This is a genomic window from Pseudomonas citrullilanati (assembly GCF_030580855.1).
Taxonomy (GTDB): domain Bacteria; phylum Pseudomonadota; class Gammaproteobacteria; order Pseudomonadales; family Pseudomonadaceae; genus Aquipseudomonas; species Aquipseudomonas citrulli.
In genome coordinates, this window is the sequence record NZ_JAUQOP010000005.1 from 51218 (window position 1) to 70537 (window position 19320).

General features: G+C 64.2%; 17 protein-coding genes. 9 read left to right on the forward strand and 8 right to left on the reverse strand.

Features of this window, described 5'->3' with window-relative positions; translation table 11 throughout:
• Positions 1 to 146 precede the first annotated feature (146 nt).
• Positions 147 to 1523, forward strand: a complete 1377-nt coding sequence (locus tag Q6A48_RS05825; protein ID WP_304552601.1) for an L-serine ammonia-lyase — start codon at positions 147 to 149, stop codon at positions 1521 to 1523.
• Between the two features lie 574 nt (positions 1524 to 2097).
• A complete protein-coding gene (gene gbdR, locus Q6A48_RS05830) occupies positions 2098 to 3201 on the forward strand; it encodes a choline metabolism transcriptional regulator GbdR (protein WP_042731607.1) in 1104 nt (367 codons plus the stop codon).
• A gap of 117 nt (positions 3202 to 3318) precedes the next feature.
• Here gbdR and Q6A48_RS05835 read toward each other — a convergent pair whose 3' ends face one another.
• From Q6A48_RS05835 to Q6A48_RS05860, 6 genes are all read right to left on the reverse strand, one after another.
• Complete coding sequence (locus Q6A48_RS05835; protein ID WP_304552602.1) at positions 3319 to 3582, reverse strand: hypothetical protein; 264 nt, start codon at positions 3580 to 3582, stop codon at positions 3319 to 3321.
• Between the two features lie 381 nt (positions 3583 to 3963).
• Positions 3964 to 5127 (reverse strand): gamma-butyrobetaine dioxygenase, encoded by a 1164-nt coding sequence (locus tag Q6A48_RS05840; protein ID WP_304552603.1) that lies wholly within the window; start codon positions 5125 to 5127, stop codon positions 3964 to 3966.
• A 19-nt stretch (positions 5128 to 5146) separates the two neighbouring features.
• On the reverse strand, positions 5147 to 5623 hold the full coding sequence (locus Q6A48_RS05845) for a thioesterase family protein (protein WP_304552604.1): 477 nt from the start codon (positions 5621 to 5623) through the stop codon (positions 5147 to 5149).
• 163 nt (positions 5624 to 5786) lie between these two features.
• A complete protein-coding gene (locus Q6A48_RS05850) occupies positions 5787 to 6752 on the reverse strand; it encodes an L-carnitine dehydrogenase (protein ID WP_304552605.1) in 966 nt (321 codons plus the stop codon).
• Positions 6753 to 6911: 159 nt separating this feature from the next.
• The gene (gene cdhC, locus Q6A48_RS05855) at positions 6912 to 7799 is read right to left on the reverse strand and encodes a 3-dehydrocarnitine:acetyl-CoA trimethylamine transferase CdhC (protein ID WP_304552606.1); all 888 of its coding nucleotides are present in this window, start codon (positions 7797 to 7799) and stop codon (positions 6912 to 6914) included.
• 70 nt (positions 7800 to 7869) lie between these two features.
• Positions 7870 to 8814: a choline ABC transporter substrate-binding protein gene (locus tag Q6A48_RS05860; protein WP_304552607.1), complete on the reverse strand. Its 945-nt coding sequence runs from the start codon at positions 8812 to 8814 to the stop codon at positions 7870 to 7872.
• Between the two features lie 167 nt (positions 8815 to 8981).
• Between Q6A48_RS05860 and Q6A48_RS05865 the strand changes: the two genes are divergently transcribed.
• A complete protein-coding gene (locus tag Q6A48_RS05865) occupies positions 8982 to 9941 on the forward strand; it encodes a GlxA family transcriptional regulator (RefSeq protein ID WP_304552608.1) in 960 nt (319 codons plus the stop codon).
• 275 nt (positions 9942 to 10216) lie between these two features.
• Here Q6A48_RS05865 and Q6A48_RS05870 read toward each other — a convergent pair whose 3' ends face one another.
• A complete protein-coding gene (locus Q6A48_RS05870; protein WP_304552609.1) occupies positions 10217 to 10633 on the reverse strand; it encodes a DUF3010 family protein in 417 nt (138 codons plus the stop codon).
• Positions 10634 to 10694: 61 nt separating this feature from the next.
• Positions 10695 to 11096 (reverse strand): lysozyme inhibitor LprI family protein, encoded by a 402-nt coding sequence (locus tag Q6A48_RS05875; protein WP_304552610.1) that lies wholly within the window; start codon positions 11094 to 11096, stop codon positions 10695 to 10697.
• A 236-nt stretch (positions 11097 to 11332) separates the two neighbouring features.
• Here Q6A48_RS05875 and Q6A48_RS05880 point away from each other — a divergent pair, with 236 nt between their 5' ends.
• The 6 genes from Q6A48_RS05880 (at position 11333) to etfB (ending at position 19255) form a co-directional block, all read left to right on the forward strand.
• On the forward strand, positions 11333 to 12310 hold the full coding sequence (locus tag Q6A48_RS05880) for a dipeptidase (RefSeq protein WP_304552611.1): 978 nt from the start codon (positions 11333 to 11335) through the stop codon (positions 12308 to 12310).
• Positions 12311 to 12522: 212 nt separating this feature from the next.
• A complete protein-coding gene (locus Q6A48_RS05885) occupies positions 12523 to 13053 on the forward strand; it encodes a DUF5943 domain-containing protein (RefSeq protein ID WP_053156148.1) in 531 nt (176 codons plus the stop codon).
• Positions 13054 to 13068: 15 nt separating this feature from the next.
• Complete coding sequence (dgcA, locus tag Q6A48_RS05890; protein WP_304552612.1) at positions 13069 to 15129, forward strand: dimethylglycine demethylation protein DgcA; 2061 nt, start codon at positions 13069 to 13071, stop codon at positions 15127 to 15129.
• Positions 15130 to 15299: 170 nt separating this feature from the next.
• Positions 15300 to 17249 (forward strand): dimethylglycine demethylation protein DgcB, encoded by a 1950-nt coding sequence (gene dgcB, locus Q6A48_RS05895; protein WP_304552613.1) that lies wholly within the window; start codon positions 15300 to 15302, stop codon positions 17247 to 17249.
• Positions 17249 to 18469, forward strand: coding sequence for an electron transfer flavoprotein subunit alpha (gene etfA / locus Q6A48_RS05900; protein WP_304552614.1), 1221 nt, complete (start codon positions 17249 to 17251; stop codon positions 18467 to 18469). The genes dgcB and etfA overlap by 1 nt, the downstream gene beginning before the upstream one ends.
• 15 nt (positions 18470 to 18484) lie before the next feature.
• Complete coding sequence (etfB, locus tag Q6A48_RS05905; protein ID WP_304552615.1) at positions 18485 to 19255, forward strand: electron transfer flavoprotein subunit beta; 771 nt, start codon at positions 18485 to 18487, stop codon at positions 19253 to 19255.
• Positions 19256 to 19320: the final 65 nt, after the last annotated feature.

The window sequence follows — 19320 nt, forward strand, 5'->3', positions numbered from 1 at the left end:
GGCGCTGGCGGGCATGATTGCGTCGGTGTCAGACGTCGGGCACCTGGGCAAAAAACGGATGATGCGGCCATCCCGGCGTTGAGCGTAGCAGCTCCGTCACCGGGCGCTTCGGCGCCCGCACCTGCCCGTCCTGGAGATTCTCGGCAATGGCAATCAGCGTTTTCGATCTGTTCAAAATCGGTATCGGCCCGTCCAGTTCCCACACCGTCGGGCCCATGCGCGCGGCGGCGTTGTTCGTCGAGGCGTTGCGGGCCAAGGCCCTGCTGCATGACGTGCGGCGGGTCGAGGTGCAGTTGTACGGGTCGCTGTCGGCCACCGGCATTGGCCACGGCAGCGACAACGCGGTAATCATGGGCTTGATGGGCGAATGGCCCGACGCGATCGACCCGTCGCAGATCGGTACGCGCATCGCGCTGTTGCGCGAAACCGACACCCTGCTGCTCGACGGTCGCTTGCCGGTGCCGTTCATCTGGTCGCGGGACATGCGCCTGATCGACGAGAACCTGCCGTTCCACCCCAACGCAATGACACTGGTGGCCGAGGGCGACAGCGGCGAGCTGCACCGTGACACCTATTATTCCGTCGGCGGCGGCTTCGTCGTCGACCAGGCCCAGGCATCCAGCGGCGTCGTGGACCTGGACGCCACGCAACTGCCTTACGATTTCTCCAGCGCCGAGCAATTGCTCGAGCTGTGTCGCACCCACAACCTGCGGGTGGCCGAATTGATGATGGCCAACGAAAAGGTCTGGCGTTCGGAGGAAGAGATTCGCACCGGGCTGATGAAACTCTGGCGCGCCATGCAGGATTGCGTCGAGCACGGCCTCAAGCATGAAGGCATCCTTCCAGGTGGCCTGAATGTGCGCCGGCGCGCGGCCAAGTTGCACCGCAGCCTGCAGGAGTTGAACAAGCCGAACGTCATTGGCTCGACCCTCAGCGCCATGGAATGGGTCAACCTGTACGCCTTGGCCGTGAACGAGGAAAACGCCGCCGGCGGGCGGATGGTCACGGCACCGACCAATGGCGCGGCGGGGATCATCCCGGCGGTGTTGCATTACTTCATGAAATTCAGCGAAGCCGTCACCGACGCCAACGTGGTGGATTATTTCCTCGGGGCGGCGGCAGTGGGCATTTTGTGCAAGAAGAACGCCTCGATCTCCGGCGCCGAAGTCGGCTGCCAGGGCGAAGTGGGTTCGGCGTGCGCCATGGCGGCGGCCGGCCTGGCGGAGATCCTGGGCGCCACGCCGGAACAATTGTGCAACGCGGCGGAAATCGGCCTGGAGCACAACCTTGGCCTGACCTGCGACCCGGTCGGTGGCCTGGTGCAGGTGCCGTGCATCGAGCGCAACGCGATCGCCGCGGTGAAAGCCATCAACGCCGCGCAGATGGCGCTGCGCGGTGACGGCCAGCATTTCATCTCCCTCGACCGGGTGATCCGCACCATGCGCGATACCGGTGCCGACATGCACGACAAATATAAAGAAACCTCCCGCGGCGGCCTGGCGGTCAGTGCGGTGGAGTGCTGAAATCGCGTTCGCACAACCCTTTGTGACAGGGAGGGAATCTGTGGGAGCAAGGCTTGCCCGCGATGGCGGTCGTAGACTCAACATGGATGTCGACAGACATACTGTCATCGCGAGCAAGCTTTGCTCCCACACAGATTCCCTTTATTCACGAGATCGAAAATCGCTCGTTAAATGAACACCGATCCACGAACGCGCCACCTTTTAGCGCGTCGCAAACAGACAAGACATCCCTGACGGACCGGCCGTCGTATTGCGCTCGACCGTTCGTCATCCGCGCCTGTGGTGATACTTGTTGCGCAAGCGGCGCAGCCCAGTTCCCACAAGTGCTACCGAACTGCTCACGGCCCGCCGTGACAGCCCCTTGCCGCCACTGATGGCGCCTGTAACCCGTGCCGGACGCGCGCCTTATGTAGACAGGCTGCGATGTCGTTTTCAGGATTTATTGAATGGGCATTCAATTTTAGGCACGGCATTTGCTCTACCCCGATAAAGCCCGTCTCTCGCCAGAGAACGATGGCAATAACAAGAGCCTCCGCCTGAGGCCATCACCCGCTTTGTGTGAGGAGATACCGCGATGACGACGTCCAACTCCGGGGCCCAACCCCAGAACCGTGCGCCTCAATCCATCGGCTTTTTGCTGCTGGACAATTTCACGCTGATTTCCCTGGCGTCCGCGGTCGAACCGCTGCGCATGGCCAACCAGTTGTCCGGTCGCGAGCTGTATCGCTGGACCACCCTCACCGTCGATGGCGGGCAAGTCTGGGCCAGTGATGGCCTGCAAATCACCCCTGACGCGTCCATGCACAAGGCGCCACCCCTGGACACCGTCATCGTCTGCGGCGGCATCGGCATCCAGCGCACCGTCACCCGCGAGCACGTGTCCTGGCTGCAAGGCCAGGCCCGCCAATCCCGGCGCCTCGGGGCGGTCTGCACCGGCAGCTGGGCCCTGGCCTGCGCCGGCCTGCTGGACGGTTTCGATTGCAGCGTGCACTGGGAATGCCTGGCCGCGATGCAGGAAGCCTTCCCGCGGGTATCGATGAGTACCCGCCTGTTCACCCTCGACCGCAACCGCTTCACCAGCTCCGGCGGCACCGCGCCGCTGGACATGATGCTGCACCTGATCAGCCGCGACCACGGTCGCGAGCTGTCGGCGGCGATCTCGGAAATGTTCGTCTACGAGCGCATCCGCAACGAACAGGATCACCAGCGTGTGCCGCTCAAGCACATGCTCGGCACCAACCAGCCGAAGTTGCAGGAAATCGTCGCGCTGATGGAAGCCAATCTCGAAGAGCCGATCGACCTGGATGAACTGGCGGTGTACGTCGCCGTGTCCCGCCGCCAGCTGGAGCGGCTGTTCCAGAAATACCTGCACTGCTCGCCGTCGCGCTATTACCTCAAGCTGCGGCTGATTCGTGCGCGGCAACTGCTCAAGCAGACGCCGATGTCGATCATCGAAGTGGCGTCGGTGTGTGGTTTCGTCTCCACGCCGCACTTCTCCAAGTGCTACCGCGAATACTTCGGCATCCCGCCGCGCGACGAGCGCGTCGGTTCCAACACCACGCAACAGGTGGCGATGATGCCGCTGCCGCAGGCCCTGGTCCTGTCACCGTTGTCCGGCCCGCTGTCGGCGTTGAGCCAGGCCCGCAACGAGTCGACGTTTGCCAGCGTGAGGCTTTAAGACCGCGGCGCCTTCATCGCGAGCAAGCTTTGCTCCCACACGGGATCTTCTGGGTGAAGCAGACAGTACCCACTCCAGGGATCCGTGGGAGCAACGCTTGCTCGCGATTTGGTTCTATCAGGCGCTATGGTTCTGCTGGTATTGCGTCAGCGCCGGCAACAACTGCTTGTCGATGGCCTGGCGCACGGCCGGCAGGATGGTTGCGCTGCTGGTGTACATGTCCTTGACCATCCGCCGCAACTCGTTGGCGCGTTCCCTGTCCAGGCCTCGCACGGCGCACTCGCACGCCTGTTCGGCGGTGGCGCCGCTGGGTATCTGGAGCCCCAGGGCCTTGAGCTGGCCCAACAGGTCTTCCTGGTCGATCAAATCGGCGTGCATCATGACGCTTTTTCCTTGTTCCGGGAGAGGGGTCGTGGGTCGATTCTGGTAGCCACCCGAAGCGGCGGCAAGGGCAAACTGTCGCAATGGCCCGGATGGCTATGAGCGTGTCGTTTTCGGCTAACTGAGCGGAGTCGGGACTGGGCAAACTGAGCCCCAAGCTGAATCACGATGGTTTGGTCACCCTCGCGCGACGGCTCCTCCAGTAACGCCTCCTGCCCCGATCCTGTCACGGCTTGATCGGGGATTTTTTTGCCTGGGTGAATCCGGGAGAACGGCGTGCCTGATAGGCCGCTATCGCGAGCAAGCTCGCTCCCACAGTTCTTGTGAGCGACACAGAACCATTGTGGGAGCGAGCTTGCTCGCGATGAACGATGACGCGGTCTAACGCTGCAACACCCGAATCCGCGACAACAACTCATCCTGGTCCACATAGCAGCCCTGGAAATGCCGGGCGCCGGTGGCCGGGTCGAACGCGTTGCGGGCGTGGAGGGTGCGGCGGTTGTCGAAGCACCAGAGCTGGCCGGGTTCGAGTCGCTGGACCAGGCGGAACCGGGGTTGGCGGGTCAGGGCGATGAAGCGCCGATAGGCGCGGTAAAGCCCGGGCATCTGCTCGGCCGCCGTGTCGAACGGGCCGCGCAGGAAGTTCGCCATGCGGATCTCCGCCACGTGCCCCAGGGCATCGAGGGCGATGATCGGTGCCAGGCAGCGGTAGTCGCTGTGGCGGTCCTTGTTGCGAAATTCCACCGGTATCCGGCAGAGCGCATCGAAGTCGTCGGGTGCTTCCTGGCGCAGCGCCTCGGCCACGGCGAAACCGTCGACGAAAATGCTCTCGCCACCCTGGGCGTCATTGACCAGGCAATGCAGGAACTGCAAGCCGGGCTGCAATTCCCGGGTGGGCAGGTCGCTGTGCAGCGGCAGATTGAAAGCGGTGTAGGCGTTGCTGTCGGCGTCGGCCTTGGATTGCACATTGAACAGCACGCCGAAGTTGCTCTCACGGATGAACGAGATCCGCTGGGCAATCCGTTTCAACGAGCCGGGCTCGGTGGGCACGCCGCGCACCTGGGTCAGCCCGATGTCGCGCAAGGCCAACAGCCATTGCAGCAACGCGTCGGCGTCCTCCATCAGTGCCGGGTATTCGAACACCGGCAGCTGCAGGTCCTGGTGCCACAACTGGCGCCGGGGCTGGCTTGCCAGGCGTTCGGTCCGGGACTGCTCGTCGTAGGCGTGGGCGCGCAACCAGCCAGGGTCGAAACGGCTCGGGTGGCCGTCCTGCCAGTCCAGGCACAGGCATCCCTCATCGTCGATCCAGGCCGTGGCGGGCGCCAGGTCTTCCGGGACGTCGACGATCTCCAGCACTTGCTCGCGGGTGACGCTGTAGACGCATTGCGGGCACGGGCAGTTGTCCCGCAACCACTGATGGTGGAACGGACTGACCCGGCCGTCGGCCCAGGTGACCCGTACCTGATCGGCCAAGGGCACCACGGTGTGCAGCGCGCACACCCGCGGGTAGCGGCGGAAATCGGCAAAAGCGGCGGCGTTTTTCATGACGGCTCCGGTGCGAGGTCTATCGGGCGGGCGGCAGGGCGATCACCCGGCCGATGTAGTCCGGCGGCGGCAGGTCGGATTGTTCATCGAGCAGCGCCCGGAGTTTGCCCAGGGTCTGCTGCGGGAAGGGCGCCGAGCGCGGGCCGGCCAGGTCGACGTGCAACAGCATCTGCTCGTTGCCCGCCAGCGCCTTGTCGCCGCCGGCCAGGTGCAGGCTGTGATAGACATGCAGGCGCTTGGCATCGTGGCCGATGATCTGCGTACGCACTTCCACGTTGGCGTCGACCTTCACTTCGTGCAGGTAATTGAGGTGCAGTTCGAGGGTGAACAGCGAGTGGCCGCTGGCGTCGCGGTTGTGGCTGTCCATGCCGAGCGTGTCCATCAGCGCGTCGGTGGCATAGCTGAAAATCAGCAGGTAGTAGGCATCGCGCAAGTGGCCGTTGTAGTCGACCCATTCGGGGCGGATGTGGGTCTGGTAGGTGGTGAGGGTGGGCATAATTGCGGTCCCGGAGATGGAGGTGACTGGACTGGCGCTATCGCGAGCAAGCTCGCTCCCACAGGGGGTCTTCTGAGTGAAATAAATAATGTTCACGCCACGAAATCCCTGTGGGAGCGAGCTTGCTCGCGATGGGGCCAGGCCTGTTGATTCAAAAATTGCCTTACTCGGTGAACGCCATGCCGTGCTTGGCCTTGGTGGCCTTCACCGCCTCCAGCACCGCCAGCAGGCAATCGTCGCGATAACGCTCCAGCGCCGAGATGCTGTGGCTGCCCAGTTGCTCGCGCGTACCGTCCACCACGTCGTCGATCAGTTTCTCGGTCAACGCCGGTGCCGGCAGGTAGGTCCACGGCAGTTGCAGCGCCGGGCCGAACTGGGCCATGAAGTGGCGCATCCCGGCGTCGCCGCCGGCCAGGGTGTAGGTCAGGAAGGTGCCCATGAACGACCAGCGCAAGCCGGCGCCGAATCGGATGGCGTCGTCGATTTCACCCGTGGTCGCCACGCCGTCGTTGACCAGGTGCAGGGCTTCGCGCCACAGCGCTTCGAGCAAGCGGTCGGCGATGAAGCCGGGCACTTCCTTGCGCACGTGCAACGGGCGCATGCCGAGGGCGGTGTACACCTCAATCGCCGCTTGCACCGCGTCGGGGGCGGTGTGCCTGCCGCCCACCACTTCCACCAATGGCAACAGGTAGACCGGGTTGAACGGGTGCCCGACCACGCAGCGTTCCGGGTGGGTGGCGCCCTCGTAGAACTCGCTGGGCAGCAGCCCCGAGGTGCTGGAGCCGATCAGCGCGTCGGGCTTGGCGGCGGCGCTGATCCGGCTGTGCAGGTCGAGCTTGAGTTCCAGGCGTTCGGGGGCGCTCTCCTGGATGAAGTCGGCGTCGCGCACGCATTCCTCGATGGTTGCGACAAAACGCAACCGATCCTGGGAAGCACCGGGCGCCAGGCCTTGTTTCTCCAGCGCGCCCCAGGCATTGGCGACGCGTTTGCGCAGGGCCGCCTCGGCGCCCGGTGCCGGGTCCCAGGCGACGACGTCGAGGCCGTGGGCCAGGGCCCGGCTGACCCAGCCGCTGCCGATGACACCGCTGCCCAGGGCGGCGAAAGTCTTGATGTCGGTGATGAAGCTCATGGTGATGTCCTGAAGAATAGTTTGATGATCTCCTGTGGGAGCAAGGCTTGCCCGCGATTGCGGCAGTAGAGTCAATAGGGATGTCGGCTGACATACCGTCATCGCGGGCAAGCCTTGCTCCCACAGGTTGTTTCCCCTGATGGGGAGGTAGATGTATGGTCAGCCGCGCTGGACCAGGCCCATCTTCTTGCGGCCTTCGGCCGGGGTGAGCACGCAGGCGCCGAGGCGGGTGAGGATTTCCCCCGCGCGCTCCACCAGTTGGCCGTTGGTGGCGAGCACGCCCTTGTCCAGCCAGAGGTTGTCCTCCAGCCCGACCCGCACGTTGCCTCCCAGCAGCACGGCCTGGGCGGCCATGGGCATTTGCATGCGGCCAATCCCGAAGCCGGCCCACACGGCGTCCGCCGGCAGGTTGTCGACCATCGCCTTCATGGTGGTGGTATCCGCCGGCGCGCCCCACGGGATGCCCAGGCAGAGCTGGAACAATGGGTTGTCCAGCAGCCCTTCCTTGATCAGTTGCTTGGCGAACCACAGGTGTCCGGTGTCGAAGATTTCCAGCTCGGCCTTGACCCCCAGTTCCGTGATGCGCTTGGCCCCGGCCCGCAGTTGCGCCGGGGTGGAGACGTAAATGGTGTCGCCGTCGCCGAAGTTCAGGGTGCCGCAATCCAGGGTGCAGATTTCCGGCAGCAGCTCTTCGACATGGGCCAGCCGGGTCAGCGGGCCCACCAGGTCGGTGTTGGGGCCGAATTCCATCGGCCGTTCACCGGCACCGATCTCCAGGTCGCCGCCCATGCCCGCGGTGAGGTTGACGATGATGTCCACGTCCGCCTCGCGGATGCGCTCCATCACTTCGCGGTACAGCGCCACGTCGCGGCTGAACTTGCCGGTCTGCGGGTCGCGGACGTGGCAGTGGACGACCGTGGCCCCGGCCTTGGCGGCCTCGACGGCGGCCTCGGCGATCTGTTTCGGGGTGACCGGTACGTGAGGGCTCTTGGCGGTCGTGTCGCCAGCACCGGTGAGTGCGCAGGTGATGATGACGTCGTGGTTCATGGTGCGGCTTCCTTCAGGCGAGGTGAGTCACTGCGCAGGCCGGTGGCGCTGCGCAGGGGGATGGCGTGGGTCAGTTGGTGGTCAGTTGCAGGTTGTCGGCGGCCGGCTTGCCATCGAAGGTGGTGACGCCTTCGAGCCAGCGCTGCTTGTCTTGCGGATGGTCCTTGAGCCATTGCCGGGCCGATTCCAGCGGGTCCTTGTGGTCCAGCAGGGGTTGCATCATCCGGCTCTCGTCTTCGGCGGTGAAGGTCAGGTTGCTCAGCAAGCGACTGACGTTCGGGCATTGCCGGGCGTAGTCCGGCGCGGTGACGGTCCATACGGTGGCCATGCCTTCGTTCGGGCCGAGGGCGTCTTCGCTGCCGGTGAGGTAAGTCATCTGCACGTTGACGTTCATCGGGTGCGGCGCCCAGCCGAAGAACACCACGGCTTCCTTGCGCCGCACGGCGCGGTCCACGGCGGCCAGCATGCCGGCCTCGCTGGATTCCACCAGCTGGAACTTGCCCAGGCCGAACTGGTTCTTGGCGATCATCGCCTTGATCTGGGTGTTGGCCCCTGAGCCCGGTTCGATGCCATAGATCTTGCCGCCCAGTTCCTTCTCGAACTTGGCGATGTCGGCGAAGGTCTTCAGGCCCTTGTCGGCCAGGTAGGTCGGTACGGCCAGGGTCGCGCGGGCATCCTTGAGGCTCGGTTGCTCCAGCACTTTTACCTGCTTGGCCTCGACGAACGGGGTGATGGTCTGGGTCATCAGCGGGTTCCAGTAGCCCAGGAACAGGTCCAGGCGCTGGTCGCGGATGCCGGCGAAGATGATCTGCTGGGAGGCGCTGGTCTGTTTGGTCTTGTAGCCGAGGCCGTCGAGCATCACTTGGGTCAGGGCGCTGGTGGCGATGACGTCGGTCCAGTTGACCACGCCCAGGCGCACGTTCTGGCACGCGGCAGGCTCCGCCGCGAGGGTGGCCGAGCTGAGGAAAACGGTACCGCTGAGAGCAAGAACGCAGGAGCTGATCAATCGTTTCATGGCGGGTCCTCGGCAGCTTATTGTTATGGGGCCCGGCGTCTGTGCGCCGGTGATGCCAAGTTACGCAGCCAGGCACCTGGCAAAACGCACAGCGGCGACGTGCTCTTGCACTGCGGCGACCTCTCGCGTATCAAGGTGCCACGCTACCCGCCAACCGAGTGCGCGCCATGTCCCAGGATTTCTACTTTTTGTTGATGCCGGGTTTCTCGGCCATCGGTTTCATTTCGGCCATCGAGCCGTTGCGGGTCGCCAATCGCTTTCGTGGCGAGCTGTACCGTTGGCACGTATTGAGTGTCGATGGCGGGGCGGTACTGGCGAGCAATGGCATGTCGGTCAACGCCGACGCGGCGCTGGAGCCGTTGAAGAAGGGTGCGACCCTCTGGGTGGTGGCGGGGTTCGAACCGCTGAAGTTCTCGACGCCGGCACTGGAGCGCTGGCTGCACCGGCTGGACAAGGACGGCGTGACCCTGGGCGGTATCGACACCGGCAGCGTGGTACTCGCCGAAGCGGGGTTGCTGGACGGGCACCGGGTGACCCTGCACTGGGAGGCGATCGAGGCGTTCAAGGAATCGTATCCGCACCTTGGCGTGACCCAGGAATTGTTCGAGATCGACCGCCGTCGTATCACCTGCGCAGGCGGTACCGCCTCGATCGACTTGATGCTGGACCTGATCGGCCAGGCCCACGGTGCGGCGCTGGCGATCCAGGTGAGCGAGCAATTCGTGCTCGGCCGCATTCGTCCGCGCAAGGATCACCAGCGCATGGAAATCGCCGGCCGATACGGCATTCGCAACAAGAAACTGGTGCATGTCATCGGTGAAATGGAAGCCCACAGCGAACCGCCCTTGAGCACCCTGGCGCTGGCCGAATCCATCAACGTCACGCGGCGCCAGCTCGAACGCCTGTTCCGCCTGCACCTGAACGACACCCCGAGCAACTTCTACCTGCGCCTGCGCCTGGAAAAGGCCCGGCAACTGCTGCGCCAGACCGACCTGAGCGTGCTGGAAGTGAGCATTGCCTGCGGCTTTGAATCACCGTCGTACTTTACCCGCAGCTATCGGGCCCGCTTCGAGCGTTGCCCGCGGGAGGATCGACGTCGCCAGGGGGATGGGCGGGAGCTGGTTTGACAGGCCTTTATACCCAATCATGCTCGCGACTGGAGGACAAGGCGCTTGCCGATTGGTTGAAGGGGGATCGCAAGTAGTAGAACTGATGCTAACCGGGTGAACTGTCGAGGGAGGAATCTGTGGCGAGGGGATTTATCCCCGTTGGGCTGCGCAGCAGCCCTGAAACCTGGCGACTCAGTGTGTCAGATAGATTTAACAGCTGCTATTGGGGCTGCTACGCAGCCCAGCGGGGATAAATCCCCTCGCCACAGGTACTGTATCCGGCTGGAGAACGTCTATTTCTTCATCAGCGCCGAGCATGCCGCCTTGTACGCCTCGTGCTGATACTTGTTCAGCGTCGCCGGTGGGGCAAAATCGTGTTTCTTGGCCTGGGCATTGATGGTCTGCGGTGACAGCAGGGTCACTTCGCAGCCTTCCAGCAACTGGAAAACCCCTTCGATCTTGAACGTCGTCGGCCCACCGGCGAACTCGCCTTTCTTGCTGCGCTTCTTGATGGCGATGCGCTCGATGCCGTGCTCGGCCACGAATGCCCGCACCTGGGCGGCGAACGCCTTGACGTTGGCGGCTTCGTCGTCATCGTCCAGGGCGATTTTCTTGGTGTTCAGCGCGACATGGTTCAGTGCCTGCTGTTGCAGCTCCGCCACGGCGATGATCGCTTCGCTGCCCTTTATCTCGATGCCGCAGGTTTTCATGTGATTCTCTTCGTTCAAGGATGGGGTGTAGTTTACAGCTCCAGCTATCGAATGTTGCCCCTCACTCCTGCCCAATCGACTCCAGGAACTCCGACCGATCGTCGCTCACCTGGGCCATGCAGTCGTTTTCGGCGATCTTGTAGGCTTCGCTGCCGGGCTTGGCCGGGAAGGCGGCGATGGCGCAGTCGGCGTCGCGTTGCTTTTGCCACAGTTGCTGGGCGGCCTTGATCTTGTTGGTGATGTCGGTGAGTTGGGCCTTGTCGCTGGCGTAGCGGGTTTGCAGGCGTTCGTTGAGGCTTTGCAGGTTTTCGTTCAGCAACTGTTCGGCGGCGGTCTTGCCGTAGGCCGAGCAGGCCAGGGTCTGGACGTCGTTTTCGACGGCGTCGCAGGGGTTCTGTTCGGTGTCTTCAGCCGCGTGGGCGATGGTGCTGATCAGTGCCAAGGCGAGGATGATTGATTTCATTGCGTTGCCGCTCGAGTCCGGTGAAAGCCAGTGATGCAGCGGATTCTGGCGCAAGCGCCGGGCAATGAACAGGTGGGCAGCTTGGCGCTGCGACACGCCTTTGCCCGGGATTGACGCTTTCGGCAATTCCCCTGTCGTTTTTGCACCCGGTCGCCGCGGCCCTCAGGCATATGCTGGCCCCAAAGCGCCGGCACACGATTCGGCGCATGAATCGCTGACAAAAAGGGGACTGCCTGATGAGCCCAGCCGAATTGCACGCCGACAGCATCGTTATCGACGGGCTGATCATTGCCAAGTGGAACCGCGACCTGTTCGAAGACATGCGCAAGGGCGGCCTGACCGCAGCCAACTGCACCGTGTCGGTGTGGGAAGGTTTCCAGGCCACCGTCAACAACATCGTCGCCAGCCAGAAACTGATCCGCGAGAACAGCGACCTGGTGATCCCGGTAAAGACCACCGCCGACATTCGTCGTGCCAAGGAGCAGGGCAAGACCGGCATCATCTTCGGTTTCCAGAATGCCCACGCCTTCGAAGACCAGTTGGGCTATGTCGAGATCTTCAAGCAGCTCGGCGTGGGCGTGGTGCAGATGTGCTACAACACCCAGAACCTGGTGGGCACCGGGTGCTACGAGCGTGACGGCGGCCTGTCGGGCTTCGGTCGCGAGATCGTCGCCGAGATGAACCGGGTCGGCGTCATGTGCGACCTGTCCCACGTCGGTTCCAAGACATCCGAAGAAGTCATCCTCGAATCGAAGAAGCCGGTCTGCTATTCCCACTGCCTGCCGTCCGGCCTGAAGGAGCACCCGCGCAACAAGTCCGATGAAGAGCTGAAGTTCATCGCCGACCACGGTGGTTTCGTGGGCGTGACCATGTTCGCGCCGTTCCTGGCCAAGGGCATCGATTCGACCATCGACGACTACGCCGAAGCCATCGAATACACCATGAACATCGTCGGTGAAGACGCCATCGGCATCGGCACCGACTTCACCCAGGGCCACGGCCAGGACTTCTTCGAAATGCTGACCCACGACAAGGGCTACGCCCGTCGTCTGACCAGCTTCGGCAAGATCATCAACCCCCTGGGCATCCGCACCGTGGGCGAGTTCCCGAACCTCACCGAGACGCTGCTCAAGCGCGGTCATCCTGAGCGGGTGGTGCGCAAGATCATGGGCGAGAACTGGGTGAACGTCCTGAAGGACGTCTGGGGCGAGTGAATACCTCTGGAGCCTGCTCCGCTCGCCGATAGCTGCGTCAGGTCCTCGCGCCAAGCTCGCCGTACAGGCGTACTGCCTCGCTTGTCGCTCCGGTCCTTCCTTGCTCTCGACGTGCTCGCTACGGCTCCAAAGGCATTCACGCGGCTTTTTTATAAGAGCAAAAGCAAACGCTTCGCTCAGTAATGATCACGAATTTCCGGAGTCAAGTTTTCATGGCCAAGATCGCCCCGCAACTGCCTATCGAAGTCGACAGCGAAACCGGTGTCTGGACCTCCGACGCCCTGCCGATGCTGTACGTGCCGCGTCACTTCTTCGTCAACAACCACATGGGCATCGAAGAAGTGCTGGGCGCCGAGGCCTACGCCGAGATCCTCTACAAGGCCGGCTACAAATCCGCCTGGCACTGGTGTGAAAAAGAAGCCGAATGCCATGGCCTGGAAGGCGTCGCGGTGTTCGAGCACTACATGAAGCGCCTGTCCCAGCGCGGCTGGGGCCTGTTCAAGATCCAGGACATCGACCTGGACAAGGGCACCGCCAGCGTCAAGCTCGAACACTCGGCGTTCGTCTACGTGTACGGCAAGGTCGGGCGCAAGGTCGACTACATGTTCACCGGCTGGTTCGCCGGGGCCATGGACCAGATCCTCGCCGCGCGTGGCAGTTCGATCCGCACCGTGGCCGAGCAGGTCTACGGCGGTTCCGAAGAAGGCCACGACGACGGCCTGTTCATCGTCAAGCCGTTGTAAGTCGAGGATTGCGCCATGGCTTTTGAAGCAATGTTCCAGCCGATCCAGATCGGCAAGCTGACCATCCGCAACCGCGTGCTCAGCACCGCGCACGCCGAGGTCTACGCCACCGACGGCGGCATGACCACCGATCGGTACGTGAAGTACTACGAAGAGAAGGCCAAGGGCGGCATCGGCCTGGCGATCTGTGGCGGCTCGTCGGTGGTGGCCATCGACAGCCCGCAGGAATGGTGGAGCTCGGTGAACCTGTCCACCGACCGCATCATCCCGCACTTCCAGAACCTGGCCGACGCCATGCACAAGCATGGCGCCAAGATCATGATCCAGATTACCCACATGGGCCGTCGCTCGCGTTGGGACGGCTTCAACTGGCCGACCCTGATGTCGCCGTCCGGCATCCGCGAACCGGTGCACCGCGCCACCTGCAAGACCATCGAGCCGGAAGAAATCTGGCGGGTGATCGGCAACTACGCCCAGGCGGCACGTCGCGCGAAGGCCGGCGGCCTGGACGGCGTCGAGCTGTCCGCCGTGCACCAGCACATGATCGACCAGTTCTGGAGCCCGCGGGTCAACAAGCGCACCGACGAGTGGGGCGGCAGCTTCGAAGGCCGGATGAAGTTCGGCCTGGAAGTGCTCAAGGCCGTGCGTGCCGAAGTGGGCGACGACTTCTGCGTGGGCATGCGCATCTGCGGTGACGAGTTCCACCCGGACGGCCTGTCCCACGAGGACATGAAGCAGATCGCCAAGTATTACGATGACACCGGCATGCTGGACTTCATCGGCGTGGTGGGCTCGGGTTGCGACACCCACAACACTCTGGCCAACGTCATCCCGAACATGAGTTATCCACCGGAGCCGTTCCTGCACCTGGCCGCCGGTATCAAGGAAGTGGTCAAGGTCCCGGTGCTGCACGCGCAGAACATCAAGGACCCGAACCAGGCCACGCGGATCCTGGAGGGCGGCTACGTCGACATGGTCGGCATGACCCGTGCCCACATCGCCGACCCGCACCTGATCGCCAAGATCAAGATGGGCCAGGTCGACCAGATCAAGCAGTGCGTCGGTGCCAACTATTGCATCGACCGCCAGTACCAGGGCCTGGACGTGCTGTGCATCCAGAACGCCGCGACGTCCCGTGAATACATGGGCGTGCCGCACATCATCGAGAAGTCCACCGGGCCCAAGCGCAAGGTGGTCATCGTCGGTGCCGGCCCGGCCGGGATGGAAGCGGCTCGCGTGGCGGCCGAGCGTGGCCATGACGTGACCCTGTTCGAGAAGAAGGAATTCATCGGCGGGCAGATCACCACGGCCTCGAAGGCACCGCAACGGGACCAGATCGCCGGTATCACCCGCTGGTACCAACTGGAACTGGCGCGGCTGAAAGTCGACCTGCGCCTGGGCGTGGCGGCGGATGCGCCGACCATCATGGACCTGCGCCCCGATGTGGTGGTGCTGGCCGTCGGCGGGCATCCGTACCTGGAGCAGAACGAGCACTGGGGCGCCGCCGAAGGGCTGGTGGTCAGCAGTTGGGACGTGCTCGACGGCAAGGTCGCACCGGGCAAGAACGTGCTGGTCTACGACACCATCTGCGAGTTCACCGGCATGTCGGTGGCCGACTTCCTCGCCGACAAGGGCAGCCAGGTCGAGATCGTCACCGACGACATCAAGCCGGGCGTGGCCATTGGCGGGACGTCGTTCCCCACTTACTACCGCAGCATGTACCCGAAAGAAGTGATCATGACCGGGGACATGATGCTGGAGAAGGTCTACCGCGAAGGCGACAAGCTGGTGGCGGTGCTGGAGAACGAATACACCGGGGCCAAGGAAGAACGCGTGGTGGACCAGGTGGTGGTGGAGAACGGCGTGCGGCCGGACGAGGAAATCTACTACGCCCTCAAGGACGGTTCGCGCAACAAGGGCCAGATCGACGTCGAAGCCCTGTTCGCGATCAAGCCCCAGCCGTGCCTGGAGCAGAGTGGCGATGGCTACCTGCTGTTCCGTATCGGTGACTGCGTGGCGCAGCGTAATACACACGCCGCCATCTATGACGCCCTGCGGTTGTGCAAGGATTTCTAACGGCTTGTGGATAACCCTGTGGGAGCAAGGCTTGCCCGCGACAAATGCGACGCCAGCATCTGACTGACCAAGTCGACTGCATCGCGGGCAAGCCTTGCTCCCACAGGGATCGAGCAAGACATCCAGGTTTCTGTGCCTGCAAGACCCTGAAGTCTTTGGGAGCAACACCTATGTTGAACACCCTTCTTCCCATCCTGCTGTTCGCAGCCATCGGCCTGGCGGCCCTTGGCGCCTTGCGGCGGGTGAACATGTGGCGCCGGGGCCGACCGTCCAGGGTCGACCTGGTCGGTGGCCTGTTCGCCATGCCCAAGCGCTACATGGTGGACCTGCACCACGTGGTGGCGCGGGACAAATACATCGCCAACACCCACGTCGCCACGGCGGGCGGCGCGGTGGCGTCGATCGTGCTGGCGATCCTGGTGCACGGGTTCGGCCTGCATAACCGCTTCCTCGGTTATGCGCTGCTGTTGATGACAGCGGTGATGTTCGTCGGTGCGATCTTCGTCTACCTGCGTCGCCGCAATCCGCCGGCACGGCTGTCGAAAGGCCCGTGGATGCGCCTGCCGAAAAGCCTGTTGGCGTTCTCGGTATCGTTCTTCCTGGTGACCCTGCCGGTGGCCGACATCCTGCCGGAAAACTTCGGCGGCTGGGTGCTGGCGGCGATCCTCGGCGTCGGTGTGCTGTGGGGCGTTTCGGAGCTGTTCTTCGGCATGACCTGGGGCGGACCGATGAAGCACGCCTTCGCCGGTGCCCTGCACCTGGCCTGGCACCGCCGCCCTGAACGCTTCGGCGGCGGCCGTTCCACCGGCCTGAAACCGCTGGACCTGAATGACCCGGCGGCGCCGCTGGGGGTGGAGAAGCCCAAGGATTTCACCTGGAACCAATTGCTCGGCTTCGATGCCTGCGTGCAGTGCGGCAAATGCGAAGCCGCGTGCCCGGCCTTTGCCGCCGGCCAGCCGTTGAACCCGAAAAAACTCATCCAGGACATGGTTGTCGGCCTGGCCGGCGGCACCGATGCGAAGTTCGCTGGTAGCCCGTATCCGGGCAAGCCGATAGGCGAGCACGGCGGCAATCCGCACCAGCCGATCGTCAATGGGCTGGTGGACGCCGAGACGCTGTGGTCGTGCACCACCTGCAGGGCGTGCGTGGAGGAGTGCCCGATGATGATCGAGCACGTCGATGCCATCGTCGACATGCGCCGGCACCTGACCCTGGAAAAAGGCGCCACCCCGAACAAAGGCGCCGAAGTCCTGGAAAACCTGATCGCCACCGACAACCCTGGCGGCTTCGCCCCGGGCGGGCGGATGAACTGGGCGGCGGACCTGAACCTGAACCTGCTCAGCGAGAAGAAATCCACCGACGTGCTGTTCTGGGTCGGCGACGGTGCCTTCGACATGCGCAACCAGCGTACCCTGCGCGCGTTCGTCAAGGTGCTCAAGGCGGCGAGGATCGACTTCGCCGTGCTCGGCCTCGAAGAGCGCGACAGCGGCGACGTGGCCCGGCGCCTGGGTGACGAGGCCACGTTCCAGCTGCTCGCCAAGCGCAACATCCAGACCCTGGGCAAATACCGCTTCAACCGCATCGTCACCTGCGACCCCCACAGCTTCCACGTGCTGAAGAACGAGTACGGCGCCTTCGAGGGCAACTACCTGGTGCAGCACCACAGCACCTACCTGGCGGAAATCATCGACGCCGGTGCGCTGAACCTCGGCCAGCACAAGGGCGACAGCGTGACCTATCACGATCCGTGCTACCTGGGCCGCTACAACGGCGAATACGAGGCCCCGCGCCAGGTGTTGCGTGCACTGGGCATCGAGGTCAAGGAAATGCAGCGTTCCGGTTTCCGCTCGCGTTGCTGCGGCGGTGGCGGCGGTGCACCGATCACCGACATCCCGGGCAAGCAGCGGATCCCCGACATGCGCATGGAAGACATCCGCGAAACCGGCGCCGAACTGGTGGCCGTGGGTTGCCCACAATGCACGGCGATGCTCGAAGGCGTGGTCGAGCCACGGCCGATGATCAAGGACATCGCCGAACTGGTGGCCGATGCCCTGCTTGAAGACGTGGCGTCGGGTAAAACCGCGGCCCCGGCCAAACGTGAACCTGCGGAGGTGCATTAATGAGCGACATCATCCGCCGCGACCCTCGCGCCGAGTGGATCGCCCGTAACCGCCTGCACCCACTGCATGCGGCCATGCAACCGGTCCAGCACAGTTGGATGGGGCCTAACGGGATCATCCGCAAGAATGTCCACGGCGTGGGCTTCATCGGCCCCAGTGGCATCAAGCGTATCGACCGCAGCGGCGCCCAGCAGGGCGGCGCGACCAAGCGCACCGCGTCCACCGAAGTGCAACTGCCGTTGCACCAGGTGGTGCAACCGGCGTTCTACATCAGCGTGGTGCCGGACATGGTCGGCGGGCGTCTCAGTGCCCACGACCGGGACCTGCTCGGCCTGGCCCATCAACTGGCCGGCAGCGACGGCGCGGTGCTGGCCGTGGTCTTTGGCGAGCACAAGGAAACCACCTTCGCCACGGCGGGCGTCGACCGCTTGCTGGTGCTCGAAGGCGAGGCCTTCAACGGTTATGCACCGGAACAACGGGTGCAGGGCTTGCGGGCTGTGGATAACCAGTTCAACCCGCGCCACTGGCTGCTGCCGGACAGCCGCAGCGGCGGCGGCGAACTGGGCCGGCGGTTCGCCGCGGCGCTGGGTGAACGCCCAGCCACGCGGGTCTGGCAGGTCAAGGGCGAAGAATGCATCGGCCGCGCCGGTGCGGGCTTGCAAGACTTGGCCCGGCCAGTGGCACGCTTGATCCTGGCAGCGGCCGAATGCGCCGAACCGGTCAGCGAAACCCGTCACGAAGCACTGCCGGTGGAGTTATCCACAGGCGTGGCCCGCAGCTTGTCGCGCATCGAGGACCTCGGTGCGGTGGCGGTGGACCCGGGCGCGATTCCGATGGCCGAGGCCGAGTTCATCTTCTCCGGCGGCAACGGGGTCAAGGACTGGGATCTTTTCCACCGGACCGCCGCGGCCCTGGGGGCTACCGAGGGCGCTTCGCGAGTGGCGGTGGACGATGGCTTCATGGCACGGGACCGCCAGGTGGGCGCGTCCGGCACGTGGGTGACCGCGCGGGTCTACGTGGCCGTAGGGATTTCCGGGGCGATCCAGCACCTGCAAGGCATCGGTGCCTGCGACAAGGTGGTGGCGATCAACCTCGACCCGGGCTGCGACATGATCAAGCGGGCGGACCTGTCGGTGATCGGTGACAGCGCGGCGATTCTCAAGGCCCTGATCGCGGCGGTAGAAGCCTACCGCAGCGAAGCCAGGCGCGATGCGGCTTAAGCTAAGGATTCAACGATGAGTACTCAAGTGATCAGCCTCGTCTCCATCGGCGCCCACCCGACTTCCGGCCGGCCCCGTCGCGCTGAACAGGACGCCCGTGCCGTGGAGCTGGGCCTGCAACTGGCCGGCAACGACCTGCGGGTGCTGCACGCGGGCGACGTGGCCGAGCCGGCCTTGCGCGCTTACCTGGGCATGGGCCTGGACGAACTCCACGTCCTCGAAAACCCCGAGGGCGCCGACGCGCTGCCGGCCCTGACCGACTACCTGCGTGATGCCGGTGCCCAAGTGGTGCTCACCGGCAGCCAGGCGGAAACCGGCGAGGGTTCCGGGATGCTGCCGTTCCTGCTGGCGGAAAACCTCGGCTGGCCGCTGGTGGTCGGGCTGGCCCAGGTCGAATCCATCGACAGCGGCGTCGCTCTGGTGCTGCAAGCCCTGCCTCGCGGGCAACGGCGCCGCTTGAAAGTGCGCCTGCCGTTCCTGGCGACTGTGGATAACGCCGCGCCAAAGCCACGGCAAAGCGCCTACGGCCCGGCGCGGCGGGGTGCCCTGCACGCCGAGGAAGTCGAGGTGATCGATGACGCGCTACTGGCGGTGGCGACCCTGCAACCGGCCAAGCCACGCCCCAAGCGCCTTAAAGTGATCAAGGCCAAGAGCGGTGCCGACCGCATGAAAGCCGCCACGGCCAAGGCCAGCGGCGGAGGCGGGCAGGTGCTCAAGGGCGTGAGCCCGGAGGCCGGCGCCGAGGCGATTCTCAAGTTGTTGGTTGAGGAAGGGGTGGTCCGCTAATCCAAGCGCACCCCAAACCTCTGTGGGAGCGAGCCTGCTCGCGAAGGCGGTGTACCAGGCAACAT